Below are 20,779 nucleotides of genomic sequence, written 5' to 3' on the forward strand. Positions count from 1 at the left end.
AGGATGCAGGCCCCATCAACCGGGGCCTGCGGCCTATTGACGCACCAAGAACTTGAGATCGCTCGGGGCATCCATCGGCAGTTTTTGCACGGTTTTGCCCAGTAGCCCGGTCTTGGCATCGCGCTCGACGACGACAATCTGGTTGCTCTTCTGGTTGGCGATCAGCAGGAACTTGCCACTCGGATCGAGGCTGAACTCCCGAGGATGATCACCTTCAACCGCCCTGCGCTGCAGCTCCTTGAGATGTCCAGTCGCCGGATCCACGGCAAACACCAACAACTGGTTGGCCGTGCCACGGTTGCTGACATACAGAAACTTGCCATCGACCGAAGCGTGCAACGCCGCTGCTGCCTTGTCTGAAATCGGTTGGCCGGCCGCCAGATCGACCATCTGCGTCTGCTCAAGCTTGCCATCGCGGTAATCGAACACCGCGACCTGCGCGCTCATTTCCATGGTCAGCCACGCGTGCTTGCCATCGGCGCTGAACAACAGATGACGCGGCCCGCTGCCGGGTGGCAGTTGCACAAATGCCGGGGTGGCCGGGGTCAATGGCAGCTCGGGATTCGCCTTGGGGTCGAAGCGATAGACAAAGACCTTATCCGCGCCCAGATCGTTGGAAAACACGTACTTGCCGTCCGGCGATGACACCGTGGAATGCACGTGCGACGACATCTGCCGCTCGGGATTGACCCGACTCGCCGGATGGCTGCTCATCTGCACCACTGCTTCAAGTTTGCCATCGGCGGTCACCGGCAATACCGCCAGCGTACCGCCCGGGTCTTCGGCCACCGAGTAATTGCTGACGAACAAGTGGCTGCCATCGGCGCTGAGGCTCGAATGGGTCGGCTCGTTGCCCAGGCTTTGCAAATGGCTTGTCAGGCTCAGTTCATGGGTCTTGGGATCAATGGCAAAACTGCTGACGCGCCCTACCGGATCGGTCTGGCCCGGTCCGTTTTCGTTGACCACAAACAGGTGCCGCTGATCCTTGGACAGGGTCAGCCATGACGGGTTTTCGCTGCTGACCACTTGCAGGGGGACGGGGTTGATTTGCCCGGTGGCGTTGTCGAACGCCAAACGGTAAATCCCCTGGCTCGAGCCTGCCGTGTACGAACCCACGAGCAATTCGACATTCTCGGCCATCGCCGTTTGTACGCCCATGGCGCCAATGCTGCCGGCCATCAACAGCGGCCAGAGATTACGCATCGTTACTTGCGTCTTCGTCGTCGTTGTCGCCACGAAATGCTGTTAAGCACACCAGTCGGTGTTCGCCTGAGTCACCGGTGATCAGCCAGCTTTGCAGGGTTGGATCGAAGGTCGCCGCCTGGATTTGCGCTGGCGTGAACTCCCAGTGTTTGGCCGCACGGCCATCCATGCATTCAATGTGCAGGTTATCGATCTCATCGAGGGAGAATTCGAAAGCGTGCAAGCCGTCGATCTCCACCATATCGCAGTGTTCGAGGACGTTGAGCAGGGTGTCGGTTGCGGTCGTCATGGCAGTCAATCTTTGAATGGGAAAGACGCAATGATAGCGCAAGCACTACCTTTCCAGTGGGAGTGAGCTTGCTCCCACAGGCTTCAAGGAAAAACCATCGGGCATGAAAAAGCCGCAACATGCGGTTGCGGCTTTTTCATTTCAGCCTGGATCAGTGGGCAAACAGCGAATTACCCTTCTGCCCAGCCAGTTTCTCCGGCTTGATCAGGAACCGCGCCAGTGCCGGCAACAGCCACAGTGCGCCGAACATGTTCCACAGCAGCATGAAGGTCAGCATCAGCCCCATGTCGGCCTGGAACTTGATGGCCGAGAAGATCCAGGTGCACACGCCGATGGCCAGGCACAGACCGGTGAACAGTACGGCCTTACCGGTAGATTTCAGCGTCTGGTAGTAGGCTTCTTGCAACGGCAGACCGGCACGCAGGAAGCTTTCCAGACGGCTGTAGATATAAATGCCGTAGTCCACGCCAATCCCCACCCCGAGCGCCACCACCGGCAGGGTCGCGACTTTCACGCCGATACCCATGAAGGCCATCAGGGCGTTGCCGAGCACCGATGTCAGTACCAGCGGCAGCACGATGCACAAGGTCGCCGCCCAAGAGCGGAAGGTGATCATGCACATGACCGCCACACAGATGTACACCAGGATCAGGATGGTCAGCTCGGACTTCTTGATCACCTCGTTGGTAGCCGCCTCGATCCCCGCGTTACCGGCAGCGAGGATGAATTCCAGGCCATCCTTGTTGTTTTCCTTGGCGAATTCCTGCACCGCATGCACCGCACGATCCAGGGTTTCGGCCTTGTGATCGTTGAGGAACACCAGCACCGGCGCCAGCGAGCAACTGTTGTTGTACAGGCCATCGGCCCGGGCAATGGAGTTGTTCAGTACGTCTGGGTTACGCGACAGGGTTTCCCATTTCAGGTTGCCCTCGTTCATGCCCTTGATCATCTGCTTGGACACAGTCACCAAAGAAATCGCCGACTGCACGCCCTCGGTGTTCTGCATCTTCCACATCAACTCATCGATCGGCGCCATGGCTTCGTAGCGCGAGCAACCTTCGGAATTGGTCTTGACCATCACCACCAAAACGTCGGAGCTGGTGGAGTAGTTGTTGATGATGAAGTTGTTGTCCTTGTTGTAGCGCGAATCCGGACGCAACTCGGGAGCACCCTGATCGAGGTCACCGATCTTCAGGTTTTGGCTGTACCAGAGGCCACCGCCAAAGGCGATCAATGCCAGCAGAATGGAAACCGGGGCCACTTTGGCGCTGGCGAAATTCGACAGCAGACGCCAGAACGGGTGTTCACGCACCGCATCTTTCTTGCTGCGTTCGACGGCACGCTTGCTGATGCCGACATAGGAAATCGCCACCGGCAGCAGGATCAGGTTGGTGAACACGATCACCGCCACGCCGATGGACGCGCCGATGGCCAGCTCGCGGATCACGCCGATATCGATGATCAGCAGCGTGATGAAACCCACCGCATCCGCAAGGATCGCAATCATCCCCGGCAGAAACAGTTGACGGAACGTACGTCGTGCTGCCGTCAGGGCGTTGTCCGCCTCGCTGGATTGCAAGGCGATACCGTTGATCTTCTGCACGCCGTGGGAAATACCGATGGCGAAGATCAGGAACGGAACGAGCATCGAATAAGGATCGAGCCCGAAGCCGAAGAAGTGCATCAAGCCCAGCTGCCAGACCACCGCCACCAGCGTCGTGCTCAACACGGCCACGGTACTGCGCAGGCAGTTGGTGAACCACAGCAACAGGATCAGGGTGATGACGAAGGCAATGCCGAAGAACATCACCACCATCACCAGGCCATCGATCAGGTCACCGACTTTCTTGGCGAAACCGACGATGTGGATCTTGACGTTGGGGTTCTGTTTTTCAAACTTGTCGCGGATCTTGTCTTCCAGCTCGTGGGAGAACTTGCGGTAATCCAGCGCCAGCAACTTGCCCTGGTCTTGCGGGTCCGGGTAGGACTCCAGCAACGGGATGTCGACGATGCTCGACTTGAAGTCATTGGACACCAGCCGCCCGACTTGCCCGGACTTGAGCACGTTGTTGCGCAGCAGGTCGAGACTGGCCTGGGAGCCGTTGTAGCTCTGCGGAATGACTTCGCCGCCGGCAAAGCCCTCTTCCGTCACTTCAGTCCAGCGAACGCTCGGACTCCACAGCGACTTGAGGCCCGAACGGTCGACACCGGAGATGTAGAACACCTCGTCGTTGATCTGACGCAGGGTCTCCATGTACTCCTTGGAGAAGATGTCGCCATCGGTGGCTTCCACCGAAATCCGCACGGTGTTGCCCAGGTTCGCCAGATCATTGCGGTGCTCCATCATCTTCTGGATGAAGGGGTGCTCCAGCGGGATCATTTTTTCGAAACTGGTGGAAGGACGGATCAGCGTCGCCTGCCAGAACAGGAAAATGCTGACCAGCAGGCAGATCGTGATCACTGCCGGGCGGTTGTTGAAGATCAGGCGTTCGAGGAACGTCGCCTTGTCCTGTTGATGAGTACTCAAGGAAGTCATAGCTGCGCCTTCTTATTATTAACCCGGCTCATTTGCCCGACTCGGTGCCATTCGGCGAGGTGACGCGAACGCCGCCCTGCCCGGCTAGAACCAGATTGCCATTGCCTGCAGCGGTGACCGCCGAGACGGAAATGCGATCCGCACGGTTGACCACTTTGAAGGTTTCGCCATCGTCGCTGCTGCGAATCACCGAACCGCCGTTGCCGACGATCACGATGGAACCGTCATCGAGCAGCGTGCTACCGGACAGACCGAACTCCAGGTCGCCGCGTTCAGCCTTGAGCTCGACTTGCTCCCAGTTGCTGCCGAAGTCGGTGGAACGGTAGAGATTGCCGCGCAGACCGTAAACCAGCAGCGTGGAAGGTTGAGCCGTGCCCATCACGCCGAACAACGAGCCTTCGTACGGACCTTCGAGTTTTTCCCAGGTCTGGCCCCAGTCGGCAGAGCGGAACATGCTGCCCTGCTCGCCAACGATGAACAGACCGGAGTCCTTGACCGCTGCGATTGCGTTCAGGTGGTACTGGTCTTCATTGTCCATGCGGTCACTGACGTCTTCCCAGTGTTTGCCGCCATCGGTGGTTTCAAGCAGCGCGCCGTAAGCACCCACGGCGAAGCCGCTGTTGACGTCCTTGAACCAGACATCGAGCAGCGGCGACTCGCGTTGGAGATCTTCGAATTGCTTGGTCCAGGTGGCGCCGCCGTCCTCGCTGGCGAGGATCTGTGCGTCATGGCCGACGGCCCAGCCGTGTTTGTCATCGACGAAAAACACCGACGTCAGCAGTGCCCGGGTTGGCACCTTGGCCTGCGCCCAGCTGGTACCCTGGTCATCGGAATAAAGGATGTGCCCGCGATCCCCAACCGCCACCAGCCGCTTGCCGGCGTGGACGACATCGAGCATCAGGCTTTTGACCGCCTTGGCAGATTCAGTGGCATAAACAACGTCGGATGCTGGCGTCGCTGCGGCCAGCACAGGTGCCGACAGCATGGCCGAGCCCAACAGCGAGAGCGCTGTAGCCAGCAACGCGATTTTGCGTAATGCCGGCGGGCGGCAGATACCCACACCCATGACAGGCTCACTCATAGACCTTCCCCCATTATTATTGTTAGGTCATTCAACCTTTCTGGGCGCCGTAAGGGTGCGTGTCTGGACCGGCAGTTTCAGAACATAGTCCTGAAACCCGCAATCCAGAGCCCCTTCGGAAGCTGGCTTATCCTATCGGTGTTTTTGAATGTCTGACAATCGACGCCACGTTATCTTTTGTTAACCGGGGGGGATGGGGGTTGTTCTGAATGGTTGGGTATCAGGTGGGGTGATTGGGGTTTTGGTGATTGGTGTACATATCCGTTGCTGCGGTTACGGCCGCTATTGGTTCCGCCCTTACGGCGGGTCACGTTCGAAGAGCCGGAATGCCGGCCCAGGCGAAAGTAACCAAAGCGCTTGGCCCCTTACATTTGGTGCCTCGCCGTGGGCCTATCGAGGGGGGTAAGAAAACCAAAAGCCAAAGCGAGGCGGCCTACCGGCCGGCCTGTTCGTCAGGCTGTACACACCTCCCTGTAGGAGCTGGCTTGCCGGCGATGGCGCCATCTCGGCCAACCCTGCTGCAGCTGACACACCGCCATCGCTGGCAAGCCAGCTCCTACAGGGATTGAGTACATCTGAAAGAAAAAGAAATTGGTCGGCCCGAAGGCCGCCAAGGTCAACAGCAGACTCAGGCCAGACTCTTGCTGACCACTTCAAACACATCGCTGGACAACTGACCCGACGCACGAATGCGCTCCAGCTCAGCTTTCATCAAAGCCTGACGGGCACTGTCGTACTTGCGCCAGCGAGTCAGAGGCGCCAACTGGCGAGAAGCAATCTGCGGATTGAAGCCATTCAACTCGATCACCAGATCGGCGAGGAAGCGATACCCGGAACCATCCGCCGCATGGAAGTTGATCAGGTTCTGCCCGGCAAACGCACCGACCAGCGCCCGCACCTTGTTCGGGTTCTTGATGTTGAAGGCCGGGTGCTGCATCAACGCCTTCACCCGATCCAGACCGCCAGGCAATACACTGCCGGCCTGCACGCTGAACCATTGATCCATGACCAGCGGGTTGTCCTTGAAGTGCTCGGCGAAGCTCGCCAGCGCCGTGGCCTTCTGTTCTTCGAACGGCGAGTTGACCAACACCGCCAGTGCGGTCAAACGCTCGGTCATGTTGTCGCACGCGTCGAACTGCTCCAGGGTTGCCGCCAATACTTCCGGTTTGCCGCTGAGCATCAGGTACGACAACGCAATGTTCTGCAAGGCGCGACGGGCGAAATGCTCGGCCTCGGCCATGTACGGCGTCTGCTTCGACAATTCGCGATTGGCCTGATAGCGCAGCCACAGGCCTTCGAACAAGGCGTCCGTCAGTTGCTTACGGGCAAACTCACGGGCGGTGTGGATGGCGTCGACATCCGCCACTTCGCTGATTTCGGTGAGATACGCTTCGCTCGGCAACGAGAGCATTTCCGCGACCATCGCCTGATCCAGCGATTCGTCCGACAGCACAGTGCGCAACGCGGTGACCAGACGCTGATCCAGCACCAGCGCTTCGCCCTTCTGCTGCTGGGCGATCAATTCCTGCAACACCTGCACAGACAGTTGCTGCCCGGCATCCCAGCGGTTGAAACCGTCGCTGTCGTGCTGCATCAGGAACATCAACTGATCGCGGTTGTACGGGAAGCTCAGTTTCACCGGCGCCGAGAAACCACGCAGCAACGACGGCAACGGTTGTTCAGCGATGTCGACGAAGGTGAACGTCTGCTCGGCTTCGGTCACCGAGATCACGCGGGTCGTGCCTTGGGCGGCGGCTTCACCGGCAAGACGCAGGGCAATCTCGCCGCCCTTGCTATCGAGCAGGCCCAGTTCGACCGGAATCACGAACGGCAGTTTTTCAACTTTGTCCGGGGTTTCCGGGCAGCTCTGGCGGAACGTCAGGCTGTAGGTTTTTGCCGCCGCGTCGTAAGACTCGCTCACGGACAGACGCGGTGTGCCCGCCTGGCTGTACCAGCGCTTGAACTGGGTCAGGTCGACGCCGTTGGCATCTTCCATGGCCTTGATGAAGTCATCGCAGGTCACGGCCTGGCCGTCGTGGCGATCAAAGTACAAATCGCTGCCTTTGCGGAAACCTTCAGCGCCGAGCAAGGTATGGATCATGCCCACGACTTCCGAACCCTTTTCGTACACAGTCAGGGTGTAGAAGTTGGAAATCTCGATAAAGCTGTCCGGGCGCACAGCGTGGGCCATGGGACCGGCGTCTTCGGCGAACTGGTGGGTGCGCAGGTAGGCGACGTCCTGAATACGCTTGACCGTGGCCGAGTTCATGTCGGCGGAGAAGCCCGAATCGCGGAACACGGTGAAACCTTCCTTCAGCGACAGCTGGAACCAGTCGCGGCAGGTCACGCGGTTGCCCGACCAGTTGTGGAAATATTCGTGAGCGACGATCGCCTCGACCCGCTGGTGCGCGGCGTCGGTGGCGGTTTCGGCGCGGGCCAGCACGGCGCTGGAGTTGAAGATGTTGAGGCCCTTGTTCTCCATCGCGCCCATGTTGAAGTCGTTCACGGCGACGATCATGAAGATGTCCAGATCGTACTCGCGACCGTAGACCTCTTCGTCCCAGCGCATGGATTTCTTCAGGCTGTTCATGGCGTGCTGGCACTTGTCGATGTTTTCCGGCTCGACATAAATACGCAGCGCCACAGTGCGTTCGGTCATGGTGGTGAACGTGTCTTCAACGCACCACAGGTCACCGGCCACCAACGCAAACAGGTACGCCGGTTTCTTGAACGGGTCTTCCCAGGTCGCCCAGTGCCGGCCGTCTTCGCCAGGACCGGAGGCAATCGGGTTGCCGTTGGACAGCAACACCGGATAGCTGTGCTGTTCGGCAACCACGGTGGTGGTGAAGGTGCTCATCACGTCCGGACGGTCGAGATAATAGGTGATCTTGCGGAAGCCTTCGGCCTCGCACTGGGTGCAGAACATCGTGCCGGACTTGTACAGGCCTTCCAGCGCGGTGTTGGTTTCCGGATGGATCCTGACGCTGGTATCGACCGTGAACGTGGTGCTGGTCGGGTGCAGGGTCAGGTGACTCTCGGTCAATTGATAGTCGGCAGCACTCAACTCGCGGTCGGCCAACGTGACCGACACCAGCTCGAGTTGCTGGCCATCCAGCACCAGCGGCGGCAGGCCCGGGCCACGCTCGGGGTTGCGGCGCATCACCAGTTGCGCATGGACCAGGCTGTGGTCCTCGAACAACTCGAAGGTCAGGTGCGTCTCGTCGATCAGGTACTCGGGCGCCTGATAGTCCTTCAGGTAGATCATCTTCGGTTGTTCGGTGCGCATGCTGGAATCCTTACTGATGCACGGCGAGCTGGTAAGCCGTGTATTTACGAATATTGATCACGCCGGTGTCGAAAATCAGGTATTGACCTTTGACGCCCATCAGCGTGCCTTCGACGATCGGGTTCTTGTCCAGGTTGAAGCTGACGATTTTCGCCGGGTACTGCTCGACCGGGTAGCGGATTTCGAGCGGATCAACGTCAGAAATAGTCTGGATCGCCTGTAGGCCAAATCGTTCCTGCAGCGTTTGCAAACCTTCTGCGCAACTGGCGAACAGCTGATCGCGAACCTCGGCCAGATTCACCGCCGCCGCATCGCCCTTGAGTAAAGCACGCCAGTTGGTCTTGTCAGCCACTTGGCTGCGGAACAGGTCTTCGACAAACCCGGACTGCTGTCGGGTCGAGACGCGGATGATCGGCAATGCCTGGCTGGCGCCCTGATCGAGCCAGCGGGTCGGCAGCTGGGTCGCTCGGGTAATCCCGACTTTCACCCCCGACGAATTGGCCAGGTACACCACGTGGTCGGTCATGCAGAACTTCTCGCCCCACTCCGGCTCTCGGCACGTACCGGCGTCAAAGTGGCAGCGTTCCGGGCTCATGATGCACACGTCGCACTGGGCCAGTTTGGTCATGCACGGGTAGCAGTAACCCTGGCTGAAACTGGTTTTGGTTTTGCGTCCGCAATGGATGCAGTGGATCGCACCCAGGTATTCAAGGCGCACCGTGGTCCCGATCAACGGATTGACCGGCACCTCGGTTTCGCCAAGACGAAATGCGTATTGCACGTTTGGCCCGTCAAGGCGTGCCGACATTTTGCTGATTGCACCGCGGCCAATCTCGATCAATGGATGGCATCCGACTTGAACAGGATATTCGGCACTTGAATCGACTTGGAGCTGCATTCCTGCGGGCCCATGTAGCCCGTGCGCTGGTCTTCGGGCAGGTTCTGGATTTCCCAGGCGATCATCGCTTGCAGCGACAGTTCACGCTGCTCGGCGGTGAGTTTGCCGCCATCGGACCATTTGCCGATTTCCACGGCCAGTTTCAGGCTCTCGTAGATATCAGGGGTGATGTTCTTGATCATTTCGTTAAAAGAGGACATTGGGTCTCCGCGCTCTTTATTGCATATCTGATTTAGACGGCCAGTTTACGGCGGTTGTACAAACCACCCAACAAACCGGTGAAGCATCCGATGAGTAACCCGCTGACATGGGCCGCGTTGGCGATTTCGCCGAAGCCGATCATCGAGATGAGGCCGGACAGGCACAACAACAGCCACACCAGCATCATCACCAACACGCCACGGGGCAAGCGATATGCCGGGTTGGGCGCGAGCAGCTGGAAAATCCAGCAATGCCCGAGTAAACCGTACAGCACGCCGGACAGCCCACCGAACAGGGACGGCCCGCTGAACAAATATTGGGTGAAGTTGGACACGAGGCTGAACAGCAAGGTCAGGCCGATCAGGTTGATGCTGCCCTGACGCGATTCAATACGTCGACCCAGCTCCCAGTACCACATGCCGTTCATCGCCAGGTGCAGGATGCCGAAGTGGATCAGCATCGGCGTCACCAGACGCCACCACTGCCCGGCCGCCAGGCTGTCGGCCAGAGGCGTGAAATGAATGTATTCACCGACCACGCGGAATTCGAGGAAGGTCAGCCAGCGCATCGTTTCCAGGTTGTCGCCCAGCAGCGTGAGCGCGCCGACGATCACGCTCAGCAGCAATATCAGCGCGGTGGCCTTGGCGTATTTCACCTGCTCGACAAACCCCGGACGCTTGACCGTTTGCGCCACCGGGATATCCAGTTGCTGGTCGGGATCGCCCGCCGGAAAGCGCTCGTACAGAGCACGGACGTCTTCGCTGATGTTCTGCGGCACCCACAACACTTGCTCACCGGACTCTTCACTGACCCGATGGGGCACTTGCATGCGTTTGAGCAATTGGACGAACCCGCTCAGGTCCACCGCCAATGGCAGACGCAAGACCGCGACAGCACTCATTGCAGCACCTCCGGCCGCTCGACATCGACCCAGACGAATTTATGTGGATCGAGGCGGGTTTCCTGGTCCAGTCGATACGCGACCAGTTTGCCGTAGAGCACCGCGCTGTAGTCCAGGCAGGCCAGGTTTGGCCGGATCGGCGCTGGTTTGCCGCTGCGCCAATAGTGGCCGACAAACAACAGCGGCTCATCGATACCGTAGCGCAGCAGGCTGTTCTTTTCGGTAGAGGTCAATGGCGTTTGCGCGACGGGTTCAGGCAAGGCGTCTGGCTGGAACACAATGTCTCCATAGGTTTTCGGGTCGTCTTCCCAGAATTTGGTGCGGAAAAACGAACGCACCAGTCCGTCGCCGCTGGTCATGGTCAAGCCATGGGGCAAGCGCATGTCGGTGCCACGCAGCAGGCGATCGAATACGGTGCAGGCAAACGAACCCGGTTCCGCCGACGCCTGAAGAAAATGCTCGTCGACGCAACCATTGGGAAACAGTGCCCGCAACGGCTCGATCAAGCCTGCATCCCAGCACGCGTGCACCACGCGAAAACGCCCGGCATCGAGGAACAGCGGCAGTTCGTAGAACCACTGCTGGAAGTCGTGCCAGTCGCCGGGATGGTGTTCAAACTGGGTCAGGGTTTCGTGCAGCAAGCGGGCGTGGCGTGGCGTGTGCTCGCGCACGAATTGCTTGCCGCTGCCGGGCAGCGCCGGCGTGACCCAGCCCAACGCATTGAATTCATGGTTGCCCATGATGCACAGCGCCTGACCGGCCTCGACCATGTCGTGAACGATATGCAGCGCCTCGCGAATCCGCGGGCCGCGGTCGATGATGTCGCCGACGAACACCGCCATGCGCGATGCGTGTCGCCAGACACCACCCTGCTTGTGATAACCGAGCCGGTCGAGCAAATGCTCAAGGGTCATTGCGCAACCGTGCACGTCACCGATCAGGTCGTAGCTACGCGCGGGATCGAGCATCAGTCGCCTCCACCACCCAACCTGCTGCCCCAGCCGAGCTTGGTCCGGCAGACTTCATAGTAGTTGTGGTCGAGCGGATGAATCAGCCGCAACTTCTGGGCTTTCTTGCTGACGGTAATGGTGTCGCCGGGCGCGCAGGTAAAGTGGTTCTGCCCGTCACACGAGACTTGCGGGTAAATCTGCATATCCTTGGACACGACGATTTTCAGCTCACTGTTGCCATCGACCACAATGGGTCTACCCGACAAGGTATGGGGGTACATCGGCACAATGACAATGGCGTCGAGCTTGGGGTGCATGATCGGCCCGCCGGCGGACAGCGCATACGCAGTGGAACCGGTCGGCGTGGCGACGATCAGGCCGTCGGCCTTCTGGCTGCAGACGAACTGGCCGTCGATGTACAGCTCGAACTCGATCATCCGCGTCGATTTGCCGGGGTGCAGCACCACGTCGTTCAGTGCATCGCCCTGGCCGATGGCCTCGGCATGACGGCGGACTTCGGCCTGGAGCAGGAAGCGGTTTTCCACCAGATAATGCCCATCGAGCACTTCGGCGACTTTGACTTCCAGTTCATCGGGACGGATATCGGTCAGGAAACCCAGGCTGCCCCGGTTGATCCCGAGTACCGGAATATTGTGCTTGGCCAGTGCCCGTGCGGCGCCGAGCAGGCTGCCATCGCCCCCGACGACGATGACCATGTCGCAGACTTCACCGAGCATCTTGCGCGACGACGTTTGCAGGCCATGCCCCGGCAGGACTTCGGCGATGGTGTCTTCGAGGATCACATGCAGGTGACGATCGAGCAGAAACCGTTTCAGTCGGCGGACGGTATCCAGCACCTGAGAACTGCCCAGGCGACCGATGATGCCGATATTGCGAAATTGCTCCATGGGGCTCCTGCGGGATCTGTGTGGCGCGAAAAACACGATTATGGGCGAAACCCGGCCGTAGACAAAATCCTTTCAGCTTCAAGGGTGTGCTCGGGTTTCGGGCTATGCTCGCAAGATGATCCTATTTCCAGATCTGCTCCAGCTACCCCACCAGTTGCGCCACCCTGAAGTGCGCGACCTGGCGTGGGTCATCCTCGCACCGCCGATGCTTGGCGATACGCCGTGGCCACAGCGGCATCCGCTGGCCGGCAGCGATTGGGTGCAGACGCCGGAGCACCTGGAACACTGGCTGCGACAGCTCGACCGGGACAGTTACGGGTTGCTGCACTGGCTGGCCCAGGCCCGCACCCGGCGCCTGGGCTTGTATTACGAGCGACTGTGGCAATTCGCCGTGCAGCATGCGCCGGGCATCGAATTGATTGCCGCCAACATGCCGATCCGCCGCGAGGGCCACACCTTGGGCGAGCTGGATATGTTGCTGCGTGATCGCGACGGCGTGCATCACCTGGAACTGGCAATCAAGCTTTACCTCGGCCCGCAATCCGGCGATGGCCACGACACCGCACAATGGCTCGGCCCGGGTTGCCATGACCGACTGGACCGCAAACTGAAGCATCTGAGCGAACATCAACTGCCGATCTCCGCACGTCCCGAGAGCCGCGAAGTGCTCGCGGCACTGGATATCCGCCAGTTCAGCGCGCATTTATGGTTGGGTGGCTATCTGCTTTATCCGTGGCCGGGCCCTTCCGATTCCCCGCAGGGCGCACATCCACAACATTTGCGTGGGCGTTGGTTGCATCAAAAGGATTGGGCGGCGTTTGTTGCGCAAAGCCCGGCTGGCCGCTGGCAGCCCCTGCCCCGCCATGCCTGGCTGGCGCCGGCGCACTACACCGCGGAACACACCTGGAATGCAGAGCAACTGCAAGCGTGGTTGAGCGATCTGGACCCGCTGGCCCCGGCGCAACTGCTGGTGCGGCTGACGGAAAACGCCAGCGGTGACTGGGAAGAAGCCGAGCGGTTGTTTCTGGTGGCGGATCTTTGGCCGAATGTGCCGGGACAGGGTTGAGCCTCGCATTGCCTGAGCCGGCCCCTTCGCGAGCAGGCTCCCACAGGTTGAAATGCATTCCTCTGTAGGAGCGAGCTTGCTCGCGATAGGGCCAACCCGGTTTAAATGAATAACCTCACAACCGGCGCCGCCAAATTCACCCGCAACACCAGGTTGCCCGCAAACTCAAACTTTCTTGTGCTGCTCCACCCATTGCGCATAGGCATTGATGAAACTCTGCAGGAAAGGCTTCACCGATTCGGACAGCGTACCCGCCTCATCAAACGCTTTACCGGCACCACCCAGATAAGCCTCGGGTTGCTGCATCATTGGCACATTGAGAAAAACCATGGACTGACGCAGGTGATGGTTCGCACCAAATCCACCGACTGCACCCGGTGACGCGCTGATCACTGCGCCCGGCTTTCCACTCCAGGCACTTTTGCCGTACGGGCGCGACCCCACATCGATCGCATTCTTCATCGGCGCCGGTACAGAACGGTTGTATTCAGGCGTCACGAACAGCACCGCGTCGGATGTGCTCACTTGTTGTCGGAAAGTGCTGTAGGCTGCCGGCGGTGACGCACCATCGATGTCTTCGTTATAGAGCGGCAGATCGCCGATTTCGACGATGTTGAGCTTGAGATTGGCAGGCGCCAGTTCAGCCAGGGCCAACGCGATCTTGCGGTTGATCGATTCCTTTCTCAAGCTGCCGACCACGACGGCGATCGTATAGACGTTGCTCATGGGAGATTCTCGACTGTCCGGTGGAAAGAGCTTGTAGTTATAGATGACGTTTTACCCGGAGGCGGCCGAAAACACCGCACCTGACTATTTTTTTCATGTAAGAAAACTTACTTCGCACAAGCACGGTCTACAGAGCCGCAAATTGAGTGATTTATCTCCAGAGGTTCTAAGCAGATGGCAGCAGTACTCGTCGGTCAGTTCCATGCAAGAGACGCGGAAGGCCGCATTTATTCCGTGCATGAGTTTGAATCCACGCCGGCGGCAGACGTACCAGGGACGGTTACCACTTACAAAACAGCCATTGGCGATCGCCTGAACAAGATCGATGACAACGAGTTTCAGCTGGTGCAATCGGGCGTTACGCTCGTCCGGGAGCCGGAACCCACCGTTGCGTCATAACTCGATGTTATGGGTAGAAGTCATATGCACGGACTTGGGTTAGGATTCAAACGCTGACTCCTTCACCTGCTGAACATGGACTTCATGCATGCGCTTACGCCATATCGAAGTGATCCAGGCGCTCCTGCAGACCGGTCACCTGGGCACCGCCGCCGAATGGCTGCAGATGCCGGTGGCCGATGTCGAGCATTTGCTGCGCGACGCCGAGGATCAGCTGGGGTTCATGTTGTTTGCCAGCGTACGCGGGCGCTTGCAGGCCACCCGCGAGGCGCGGGAACTGCAGGTCGAAATCGAACGGGTCTACGATGCGCTCGAACCGGTTCAGCGCCTGGCCAATAGCCTCAAACAATACCTGGCGCCACCGCTGCGCATCATTTGCACCCCGCCCCTGGCCCAGCAATTATTGCCGCACAGCATCGCCGCCCTGCGTCGACGCCTGCCCGACGCGCCCTGCACCCTTCTGAGCCAGCCCACCCGAGACATCGTCAAAAGCCTGTTGCTGCGCGAAAGCGATCTGGGGCTGAGCCTGCATGACCCCGAACGCACTGAAATCGACTGCCAGGTGATTGCCCAAGGCAAGTTGCAACTGCTCGCGCCCCATGGCTGGCTGCAACCGAAACAGAAATACATCTCGCTGCAGGATCTGGCCGGTCAATCGATGATCGGCCTGGAAGGCCACGACCCGTTGAGCCCGGCCCTGGAAAACAAACTGCACGCCTTGCGTCCGGCGCCGGTTATTCAGACCCGCGTCCAGACCCATCAGATGATGCGCAGCATGGTCGAGGCAGGGGAAGGCTTGGCCATTGTCGATCCGTTCACGGCTCTCGGGGCCAAAACGACGGGGCTGGATGTCTGCCCGCTGGCGCCGGCCGTGCCGATCAGCCTGTACGCCTTGACCCTGAAAAACGGTGAGCCTTCTGCCGCGGTTCAGGCTTTGTTGAGCATCATCACGGAACAAGCCGCGGCGATGCTGGTGAACTGATCGGGTTTTCCAGCTGGTTTTCGAACATTCGATACCAGAACAACGCCACTTCGGCGGTGTTCGGGTCGATACCGCGATAACGCAGATGGTCGATCCCGCCGATCACGTAACCACACCGTTCATAGAGTCGACAGGCGCCCAGGTTATTGTTCTGGGTTTCGAGCATGATGCCCGGCAGTTTTTTCTTGCGGCTCCAGAACTGCGCCACATCCAGCAGCGCCTTGGCGACGCCATGTCGCCGGGCAGGCGCATGCACTGCCAATTCGTCGATATGGGCAAAGCCGTTCCAGTTGGTGCTGACCACCAGATGCCCCACCGGCTCATCGTCCAGATACGCCATGAAAATCGCGCTGTCCGGAGCATCGCGAAAACTGCTGAACTCCTCAGGATCAATGCCATAACACTTGCGATAAGGGGTAATCGGCGTGACCCGCCATCGCTCCACGGGCTGACCTATTTCCGGCGCGCCGTAAGCGGCAACTTCAAAACTGAAATCACTGCCCCAGATATAGGGAGCGAAACCTTCGTCGGCAACACGCACCGACAGCCCTGGATGAGTAGGATTCATGACCGGTTGCATACTGGGAAAGGTCCTCATTCCTTGATGCAATCGACGGTATAGTGCCGCCCATTGCCCTCGTCTTCATGTTGCAATCCGTGCACATCGGCGACGAATCCCGGGAAACTGGCATCGAACGTTCGGGCAAACGCCAGATAGTCAATGATTGAGCGGGTTGCCTCGGTAAAACGCTCGCCGGGCATGATCAAGGGGATGCCTGGCGGATACGGAACCAGCATCACCGCCGCGATGCGCCCGTCCAGCGCATCGATGGACACCGCCTCAACATCACCGCGCACCAACTGATCATAGGCGTCCGCCGGCTTCATCGCGACTTCCGGCAATACCGTGTACATACGCTTGAGGTGTTTGGCCGTGGCATTGCTGCGATAGCAGGCGTGCAACTGATCACACAAATCCCGCAGGCCCATGCCCTGATAGCGTGCAACGTTCTGTTGCGCCACGCAGGGCAGACAATTGATCAGACTGACATTGGCATCGTAGCTGCGCTTGAACTCCAGTAACTCGGTGAGCAGCGTGCTCCATTTGCCCTTGGTGATGCCCATGGAGAACAACACGAGGAACGAATAGAGCCCAGTCTTTTCGACCACCAGCCCACGCTCCCAGAGGAATTTGCTGACCACCGCTGCCGGAATCCCGCGCTCGCTAAGGGCGCCGCCCGCCGTCAAACCCGGCATCACCAACGTGACCTTGATCGGGTCGAGCAACACATAATCATCGGTCACGCCGCCAAAGCCGTGCCAGTCGGCATCAGGCTGCAACAGCCAGTCTTCGGTGGTCACCCGCTCGATACCTTCCACCGACGGTGGTTGCCAGATCGAGAACCACCAGTCATCAGCGGCGATGTGCTGACGCAGATTGGCCAGCGCTCGACGAAAACTCAGGGCCTCGTCGAACATCTCCTGCAACAGCGAACGTCCGGCCGGGCCTTCCATCATCGCTGAGGCGACGTCCAGCGAGGCAATGATGCCGTACTGCGGCGACGTGGAGATGTGCATCATGAACGCTTCGTTGAAGCGATCACGGTCCAGTTGCCGCGCACCGCCATCCTGCACATGGATCATCGACGCCTGGCTGAATGCCGCCAGCAGTTTGTGGGTGGAATGGGTGGTGAACACCAGCGGGCTGTCGTCAGTGCGGGATGTGCCCATGCCGTAACGTCCGGCAAAAAACTCATGGAACGCCGCATAGGCGTACCAGGCCTCGTCGAAGTGCAACACCTCGGTGCTGTTGCCCAATTGCTGTTTGATCAGTTCGGCGTTGTAGCAGAGGCCGTCGTAGGTCGAGTTGGTGACGACCGTGAGTTTGACCTTCGGCGCCCGGCCCTTGGTCAGCGGGCTCGCATCGATCTTGGCCTGGATCGATGCCGGGCTGAATTCACTCAGTGGAATCGGGCCGATGATGCCCAGTTCATTACGCTCCGGACACAGATAAAGCGGTATGGCGCCGGTCATGATGATCGAGTGCAGCACCGATTTGTGGCAATTGCGATCCACCAGCACCAAATCATCGCGAGCAACCATCGAGTGCCAGACTATCTTGTTGGCAGTGGACGTGCCATTGATCACGAAAAAGGTGTGATCGGCGCCGAAGTTGCGGGCCGCACGGGCCTCGGCGTCGGCCAGGGGGCCGGTATGATCCAGCAGCGAACCGAGTTCCGGCACTGAAACCGACAAATCCGAACGCAGGGTGTTTTCACCGAAAAACTGGTGAAACGCCTGTCCTACCGGACTCTTGTGATACGCCACGCCACCGCCGTGCCCCGGGGTGTGCCAGGAGTAATTGGAGTCGGCGGTATGCTGCACCAACGCCTTGAAAAACGGCGGCAACAGGCCATCAAGGTACTTGCGCGCGGCACGCGCCACCTGTCGGGCGAGAAACGGCACCGTGTCTTCGAACAGGTAAAGAATGCCGCGCAACTGGTTGAGCTCGGCCATGGCATCGGCCGGCGCATTTTCCAGAGTGACCTTTTCGCCCAGGGCGAAGATTGGCAGATCGGGCGCACGGACCCGTGCCAGACCGATCAGCTCGGCCATGTTCTGTAACAAATGGGAATGAGTGCTGGCGTCTTCGGACGCGATCAACATGCAGGACAGACCGTGATAAGTCGAGGCAACCAGCCGCCCCTCCGTGTAGTCCACCGCCGATACGATGCTGAAACCTTCCTGCTCCAGTTCCCGGGCAATGCCGCGCACGCGATCACCGGCGACGGTGTCAGCCTTGATGTCGCGATGCACGATCAGAACGGGAAATTTCAAATCTTTATACATGGGGCTCAGTGTCCTGAGGCGGCAGACCAGAGCCTGCCAATCACCTCAGGGTAGAGGGTTGAAGCGGATGTGGCGAGCGCGACGCACTAAAATGGGTCGGCAGCTACTTGTCGGGGTGCGGGTTGGTTTTCAAAAGATCGCAGCCTCGTTTTACTCGACAGCTCCTACAGGATTACGCATTCCCTCGTAGGAGCTCGATCTTCACGAAGGAACTACGCCTGCGCCTCAGCCAGCTGCACCCACAACGCCGGAGCGCCAGCGGATTTTGCGATGACTTCCATTCGAGCCGCGTGCCGGGCCAGGTCGTCTTCGCTGGCGCGGATGATGCGTGTGGGCTGACGGTCTGCAGGCAGGCGACGGATTTCCGTGGCCGAGTTGTCCGCGCCTTCACCGGAACCATTGCCATCGGAGGCGTTACCCGCCAGGGACAGGCTGGTCTGGCCACCGGTCATGGTCAGGTAGACGTCGGCAAGAATCTCGGAGTCGAGCAAGGCGCCGTGCAGTTCACGGCCGGAGTTGTCGACGCCATAGCGTTTGCACAACGCATCGAGGCTGTTGCGCTGCCCTGGGTGGCGTTCCCGGGCCATCATCAAGGTATCGAGGATCGAGCAGTGTTGCGTGATGTCCGCACGCTCGTGCTGGCCCATCAAGGCAAATTCGTTGTTGATGAAACCAACGTCGAACGCCGCGTTATGGATGATCAGCTGCGCGCCCTTGATGAACTCGAAGAATTCTTCGGCCACTTCGGCAAAACGTGGCTTGCCCACCAGGAATTCGTTGGTGATGCCGTGGACGCCGATGGCGCCTTCGTCACTTTCGCGGTCCGGTTGCAGGTACACATGAAAGTGCCGCCCCGTCAGCCGCCGGCCGATCAACTCGACGCAACCGATTTCGATAATCCGGTGGCCGTCGGTTACCGGCATGCCGGTCGTTTCGGTATCGAGTACAACGGATCTGGTGGCCATCAGTGCTCAGCTCTCAATCGGTCAATCATGTAAAAACGCGAATGTTAACACGCTGGACGGGGTCTTTCAGGTGGACCGTGCCGTCCCGATCGCTGGCGGGCCAGCTCCCACTCTTGATCTGCGTCATTCACAAATCTCCTGTGGGAGCCAGCCTGCTGGCGATGAGTGCACCACGGTGTATCAGCAGGAAATCAAGTCTGTTTGTAGCCGCGCACTTCGTCCACGCCACGGTTAGCCAATTGGTCGGCCCGTTCGTTGCCGTGATGGCCGATGTGCCCGCGCACCCATTTCCAGGTGACTTTATGGCGGTTGACCTGCTCGTCCAGCAGCTTCCAAAGGTCAGCGTTTTTAACCGGTTCTTTCGCAGCGGTTTTCCAGCCGCGCTTCTTCCAGTTGTCCATCCATTCATTGATGCCTTTCATCACGTACTGGGAGTCGGTCACCAGTAGCACTTCGCACGGACGCTTGAGTTCTTCCAGGCCTCGGATCGCGCCCATCAGCTCCATGCGATTGTTGGTGGTGTTGGCTTCGCCGCCCCAGAGTTCTTTCTCAACGCCTTTGCACACCAGCAAGGCGCCCCAGCCGCCAGGGCCGGGATTGCCTTTACAGGCGCCGTCGGTAAAGAGTTCTACGCTATCGCTCATGCCAATCTATCCAGAAAATGCGGTGGCCCGCCGATCGAGGATCGACGACGCCCAAAGCCGGGACACGCCCGGCCGAAATTAAAGAAGGGTTTACGGCTCGATGTTGCGCCGGTTGACCTTGGCCATCGGCAGCGGAATCAGTTTGCCCATCGGCTCACGGCGTTCCTGCCGCAGCGGCCGCAGACCGACCACGATCTTGCGCGCCACCAGCAAGTAGAAACCACCGCCCGACAGTTGCCAGGCGCCGGCCCTGCGTTCCCATCCGGCCAGACGGGTCTGCCAGGCAGGCGAAGCCAGCGGCGGACGATAGCACCCGAAGCGGCGTTTCTCCAGCGCGAAACCCAGCAGGTTCAGCCAGTCCGAAACCCGCGATGGAGAGATGCAGCGCGCCTTGCGCATCCCGTCATGGGCAAACATATGCCGCAAGCCCCAAGTGCTCCAGGGATTGATGCCGATGATCAGCAGATGCCCACCGGGCCGCACGCTGCTGGCCGCTTCGCGCAACAAACCGTGGGGCGACAGGCAGAAATCCAGCCCATGCTGCAACACCACCACGTCGGCGGCATGTTCGCTGAGTGGCCAGGCTTGTTCCTCGCAGACAATCTCGACCCCCGGCAACGGCGCACCAAGACGCACATTGCGCTGCACCTGTGGCGCCGACGGCGGCGTCTGGGCAGACGGGCCGTAATGCACAAGGTAACCGCCGAAAAAGCGCCCCAGCTCGTCTTCGAGCATGCGCCGCTCTTCGTCCAGCAAAAATTGCCCGATGGGCCCGGACAGCCAGTCGCGGGCTGCGCTGATCAACGCCAGCCAGTCCGGATCAGCCTGTGCGAACGCTTTGTCAGTCATTGCATTCTCCAACGCGCCAGGAAGTTCTAAGATGCGCCTTTGTTT

Annotated in this window: 19 protein-coding genes; 3 read left to right on the forward strand and 16 right to left on the reverse strand. The window is 59.5% G+C overall.

The annotated features are described in order from the left end of the window. Positions 1 to 33 precede the first annotated feature (33 nt). The 10 genes from CKW15_RS00070 to CKW15_RS00120 form a co-directional block, all read right to left on the reverse strand. Complete coding sequence (locus tag CKW15_RS00070; RefSeq protein WP_095059881.1) at positions 34 to 1,203, reverse strand: lactonase family protein; 1,170 nt, start codon at positions 1,201 to 1,203, stop codon at positions 34 to 36. Then, positions 1,196 to 1,492 (reverse strand): DUF5629 family protein, encoded by a 297-nt coding sequence (locus tag CKW15_RS00075; protein WP_095059882.1) that lies wholly within the window; start codon positions 1,490 to 1,492, stop codon positions 1,196 to 1,198. The genes CKW15_RS00070 and CKW15_RS00075 overlap by 8 nt, the downstream gene beginning before the upstream one ends. A 151-nt stretch (positions 1,493 to 1,643) precedes the next feature. Then, the gene (locus CKW15_RS00080; protein WP_095059883.1) at positions 1,644 to 4,028 is read right to left on the reverse strand and encodes an RND family transporter; all 2,385 of its coding nucleotides are present in this window, start codon (positions 4,026 to 4,028) and stop codon (positions 1,644 to 1,646) included. A gap of 28 nt (positions 4,029 to 4,056) precedes the next feature. Next, positions 4,057 to 5,109, reverse strand: coding sequence for a YCF48-related protein (locus CKW15_RS00085; RefSeq protein WP_095059884.1), 1,053 nt, complete (start codon positions 5,107 to 5,109; stop codon positions 4,057 to 4,059). Between the two features lie 628 nt (positions 5,110 to 5,737). Then, on the reverse strand, positions 5,738 to 8,395 hold the full coding sequence (gene pepN / locus CKW15_RS00095; RefSeq protein WP_095151217.1) for an aminopeptidase N: 2,658 nt from the start codon (positions 8,393 to 8,395) through the stop codon (positions 5,738 to 5,740). Positions 8,396 to 8,405: 10 nt separating this feature from the next. Then, the gene (locus CKW15_RS00100) at positions 8,406 to 9,236 is read right to left on the reverse strand and encodes a DUF2797 domain-containing protein (RefSeq protein WP_095151218.1); all 831 of its coding nucleotides are present in this window, start codon (positions 9,234 to 9,236) and stop codon (positions 8,406 to 8,408) included. Next, positions 9,233 to 9,493: a YeaC family protein gene (locus tag CKW15_RS00105; protein WP_053158810.1), complete on the reverse strand. Its 261-nt coding sequence runs from the start codon at positions 9,491 to 9,493 to the stop codon at positions 9,233 to 9,235. Before CKW15_RS00105 ends, CKW15_RS00100 begins: the two co-directional genes overlap by 4 nt. A 32-nt stretch (positions 9,494 to 9,525) precedes the next feature. Continuing rightward, positions 9,526 to 10,395 carry a rhomboid family intramembrane serine protease gene (locus CKW15_RS00110; protein WP_095059887.1) on the reverse strand — a complete coding sequence of 290 codons (870 nt, stop codon included), beginning with the start codon at positions 10,393 to 10,395 and terminating at the stop codon, positions 9,526 to 9,528. After that, on the reverse strand, positions 10,392 to 11,366 hold the full coding sequence (locus tag CKW15_RS00115; RefSeq protein ID WP_371856278.1) for a metallophosphoesterase: 975 nt from the start codon (positions 11,364 to 11,366) through the stop codon (positions 10,392 to 10,394). Before CKW15_RS00115 ends, CKW15_RS00110 begins: the two co-directional genes overlap by 4 nt. Next, complete coding sequence (locus tag CKW15_RS00120; RefSeq protein ID WP_053158802.1) at positions 11,363 to 12,253, reverse strand: NAD(+) kinase; 891 nt, start codon at positions 12,251 to 12,253, stop codon at positions 11,363 to 11,365. The genes CKW15_RS00115 and CKW15_RS00120 overlap by 4 nt, the downstream gene beginning before the upstream one ends. A gap of 115 nt (positions 12,254 to 12,368) precedes the next feature. On the opposite strand from CKW15_RS00120, the gene CKW15_RS00125 reads away from it, so the two are divergent. Next, the gene (locus tag CKW15_RS00125) at positions 12,369 to 13,319 is read left to right on the forward strand and encodes a DUF1853 family protein (RefSeq protein WP_095151219.1); all 951 of its coding nucleotides are present in this window, start codon (positions 12,369 to 12,371) and stop codon (positions 13,317 to 13,319) included. Between the two features lie 165 nt (positions 13,320 to 13,484). Here the strand turns inward: CKW15_RS00125 and CKW15_RS00130 are convergent, their stop codons facing one another. Next, positions 13,485 to 14,045: an NADPH-dependent FMN reductase gene (locus tag CKW15_RS00130; RefSeq protein WP_095059890.1), complete on the reverse strand. Its 561-nt coding sequence runs from the start codon at positions 14,043 to 14,045 to the stop codon at positions 13,485 to 13,487. Positions 14,046 to 14,219: 174 nt separating this feature from the next. Here CKW15_RS00130 and CKW15_RS00135 point away from each other — a divergent pair, with 174 nt between their 5' ends. Both CKW15_RS00135 and CKW15_RS00140 read left to right on the forward strand, forming a co-directional pair. Next, positions 14,220 to 14,444 (forward strand): hypothetical protein, encoded by a 225-nt coding sequence (locus tag CKW15_RS00135; RefSeq protein WP_095059891.1) that lies wholly within the window; start codon positions 14,220 to 14,222, stop codon positions 14,442 to 14,444. Positions 14,445 to 14,532: 88 nt separating this feature from the next. Then, positions 14,533 to 15,426, forward strand: coding sequence for a LysR family transcriptional regulator (locus CKW15_RS00140; protein WP_095151220.1), 894 nt, complete (start codon positions 14,533 to 14,535; stop codon positions 15,424 to 15,426). Here the strand turns inward: CKW15_RS00140 and CKW15_RS00145 are convergent. The 5 genes from CKW15_RS00145 to CKW15_RS00165 form a co-directional block, all read right to left on the reverse strand. After that, a complete protein-coding gene (locus CKW15_RS00145) occupies positions 15,392 to 16,006 on the reverse strand; it encodes a GNAT family N-acetyltransferase (protein WP_095059893.1) in 615 nt (204 codons plus the stop codon). The genes CKW15_RS00140 and CKW15_RS00145 overlap by 35 nt on opposite strands. A 14-nt stretch (positions 16,007 to 16,020) precedes the next feature. Beyond that, on the reverse strand, positions 16,021 to 18,276 hold the full coding sequence (locus CKW15_RS00150) for an arginine/lysine/ornithine decarboxylase (RefSeq protein ID WP_095059894.1): 2,256 nt from the start codon (positions 18,274 to 18,276) through the stop codon (positions 16,021 to 16,023). A gap of 212 nt (positions 18,277 to 18,488) precedes the next feature. Further along, positions 18,489 to 19,241, reverse strand: a complete 753-nt coding sequence (dnaQ, locus tag CKW15_RS00155) for a DNA polymerase III subunit epsilon (protein ID WP_095059895.1) — start codon at positions 19,239 to 19,241, stop codon at positions 18,489 to 18,491. A 191-nt stretch (positions 19,242 to 19,432) separates the two neighbouring features. Next, a complete protein-coding gene (rnhA, locus tag CKW15_RS00160) occupies positions 19,433 to 19,885 on the reverse strand; it encodes a ribonuclease HI (RefSeq protein WP_095059896.1) in 453 nt (150 codons plus the stop codon). Positions 19,886 to 19,975: 90 nt separating this feature from the next. Next, on the reverse strand, positions 19,976 to 20,734 hold the full coding sequence (locus CKW15_RS00165) for a class I SAM-dependent methyltransferase (RefSeq protein ID WP_095059897.1): 759 nt from the start codon (positions 20,732 to 20,734) through the stop codon (positions 19,976 to 19,978). Between the last annotated feature and the right edge of the window lie 45 nt (positions 20,735 to 20,779).

Origin of the sequence: Pseudomonas sp. Irchel s3b5, from assembly GCF_900187435.1 — a bacterium.
GTDB lineage: Bacteria > Pseudomonadota > Gammaproteobacteria > Pseudomonadales > Pseudomonadaceae > Aquipseudomonas.

What these genes read in the sequence shown, in the direction of transcription:
- CKW15_RS00120 (WP_053158802.1), bottom strand. Translation starts at nt 12,253, where the DNA reads ATGGAGCAATTTCGCAATATCGGCATCATCGGTCGCCTGGGCAGTTCT.
- rnhA (WP_095059896.1), bottom strand. Translation starts at nt 19,885, where the DNA reads ATGAGCGATAGCGTAGAACTCTTTACCGACGGCGCCTGTAAAGGCAAT.
- CKW15_RS00150 (WP_095059894.1), bottom strand. Translation starts at nt 18,276, where the DNA reads ATGTATAAAGATTTGAAATTTCCCGTTCTGATCGTGCATCGCGACATC.
- CKW15_RS00070 (WP_095059881.1), bottom strand. Translation starts at nt 1,203, where the DNA reads ATGCGTAATCTCTGGCCGCTGTTGATGGCCGGCAGCATTGGCGCCATG.
- CKW15_RS00145 (WP_095059893.1), bottom strand. Translation starts at nt 16,006, where the DNA reads ATGCAACCGGTCATGAATCCTACTCATCCAGGGCTGTCGGTGCGTGTT.
- CKW15_RS00135 (WP_095059891.1), top strand. Translation starts at nt 14,220, where the DNA reads ATGGCAGCAGTACTCGTCGGTCAGTTCCATGCAAGAGACGCGGAAGGC.
- CKW15_RS00165 (WP_095059897.1), bottom strand. Translation starts at nt 20,734, where the DNA reads ATGACTGACAAAGCGTTCGCACAGGCTGATCCGGACTGGCTGGCGTTG.
- CKW15_RS00110 (WP_095059887.1), bottom strand. Translation starts at nt 10,395, where the DNA reads ATGAGTGCTGTCGCGGTCTTGCGTCTGCCATTGGCGGTGGACCTGAGC.
- CKW15_RS00130 (WP_095059890.1), bottom strand. Translation starts at nt 14,045, where the DNA reads ATGAGCAACGTCTATACGATCGCCGTCGTGGTCGGCAGCTTGAGAAAG.
- CKW15_RS00125 (WP_095151219.1), top strand. Translation starts at nt 12,369, where the DNA reads ATGATCCTATTTCCAGATCTGCTCCAGCTACCCCACCAGTTGCGCCAC.
- CKW15_RS00105 (WP_053158810.1), bottom strand. Translation starts at nt 9,493, where the DNA reads ATGTCCTCTTTTAACGAAATGATCAAGAACATCACCCCTGATATCTAC.
- CKW15_RS00075 (WP_095059882.1), bottom strand. Translation starts at nt 1,492, where the DNA reads ATGACGACCGCAACCGACACCCTGCTCAACGTCCTCGAACACTGCGAT.
- pepN (WP_095151217.1), bottom strand. Translation starts at nt 8,395, where the DNA reads ATGCGCACCGAACAACCGAAGATGATCTACCTGAAGGACTATCAGGCG.
- CKW15_RS00140 (WP_095151220.1), top strand. Translation starts at nt 14,533, where the DNA reads ATGCGCTTACGCCATATCGAAGTGATCCAGGCGCTCCTGCAGACCGGT.
- CKW15_RS00080 (WP_095059883.1), bottom strand. Translation starts at nt 4,028, where the DNA reads ATGACTTCCTTGAGTACTCATCAACAGGACAAGGCGACGTTCCTCGAA.
- dnaQ (WP_095059895.1), bottom strand. Translation starts at nt 19,241, where the DNA reads ATGGCCACCAGATCCGTTGTACTCGATACCGAAACGACCGGCATGCCG.
- CKW15_RS00085 (WP_095059884.1), bottom strand. Translation starts at nt 5,109, where the DNA reads ATGAGTGAGCCTGTCATGGGTGTGGGTATCTGCCGCCCGCCGGCATTA.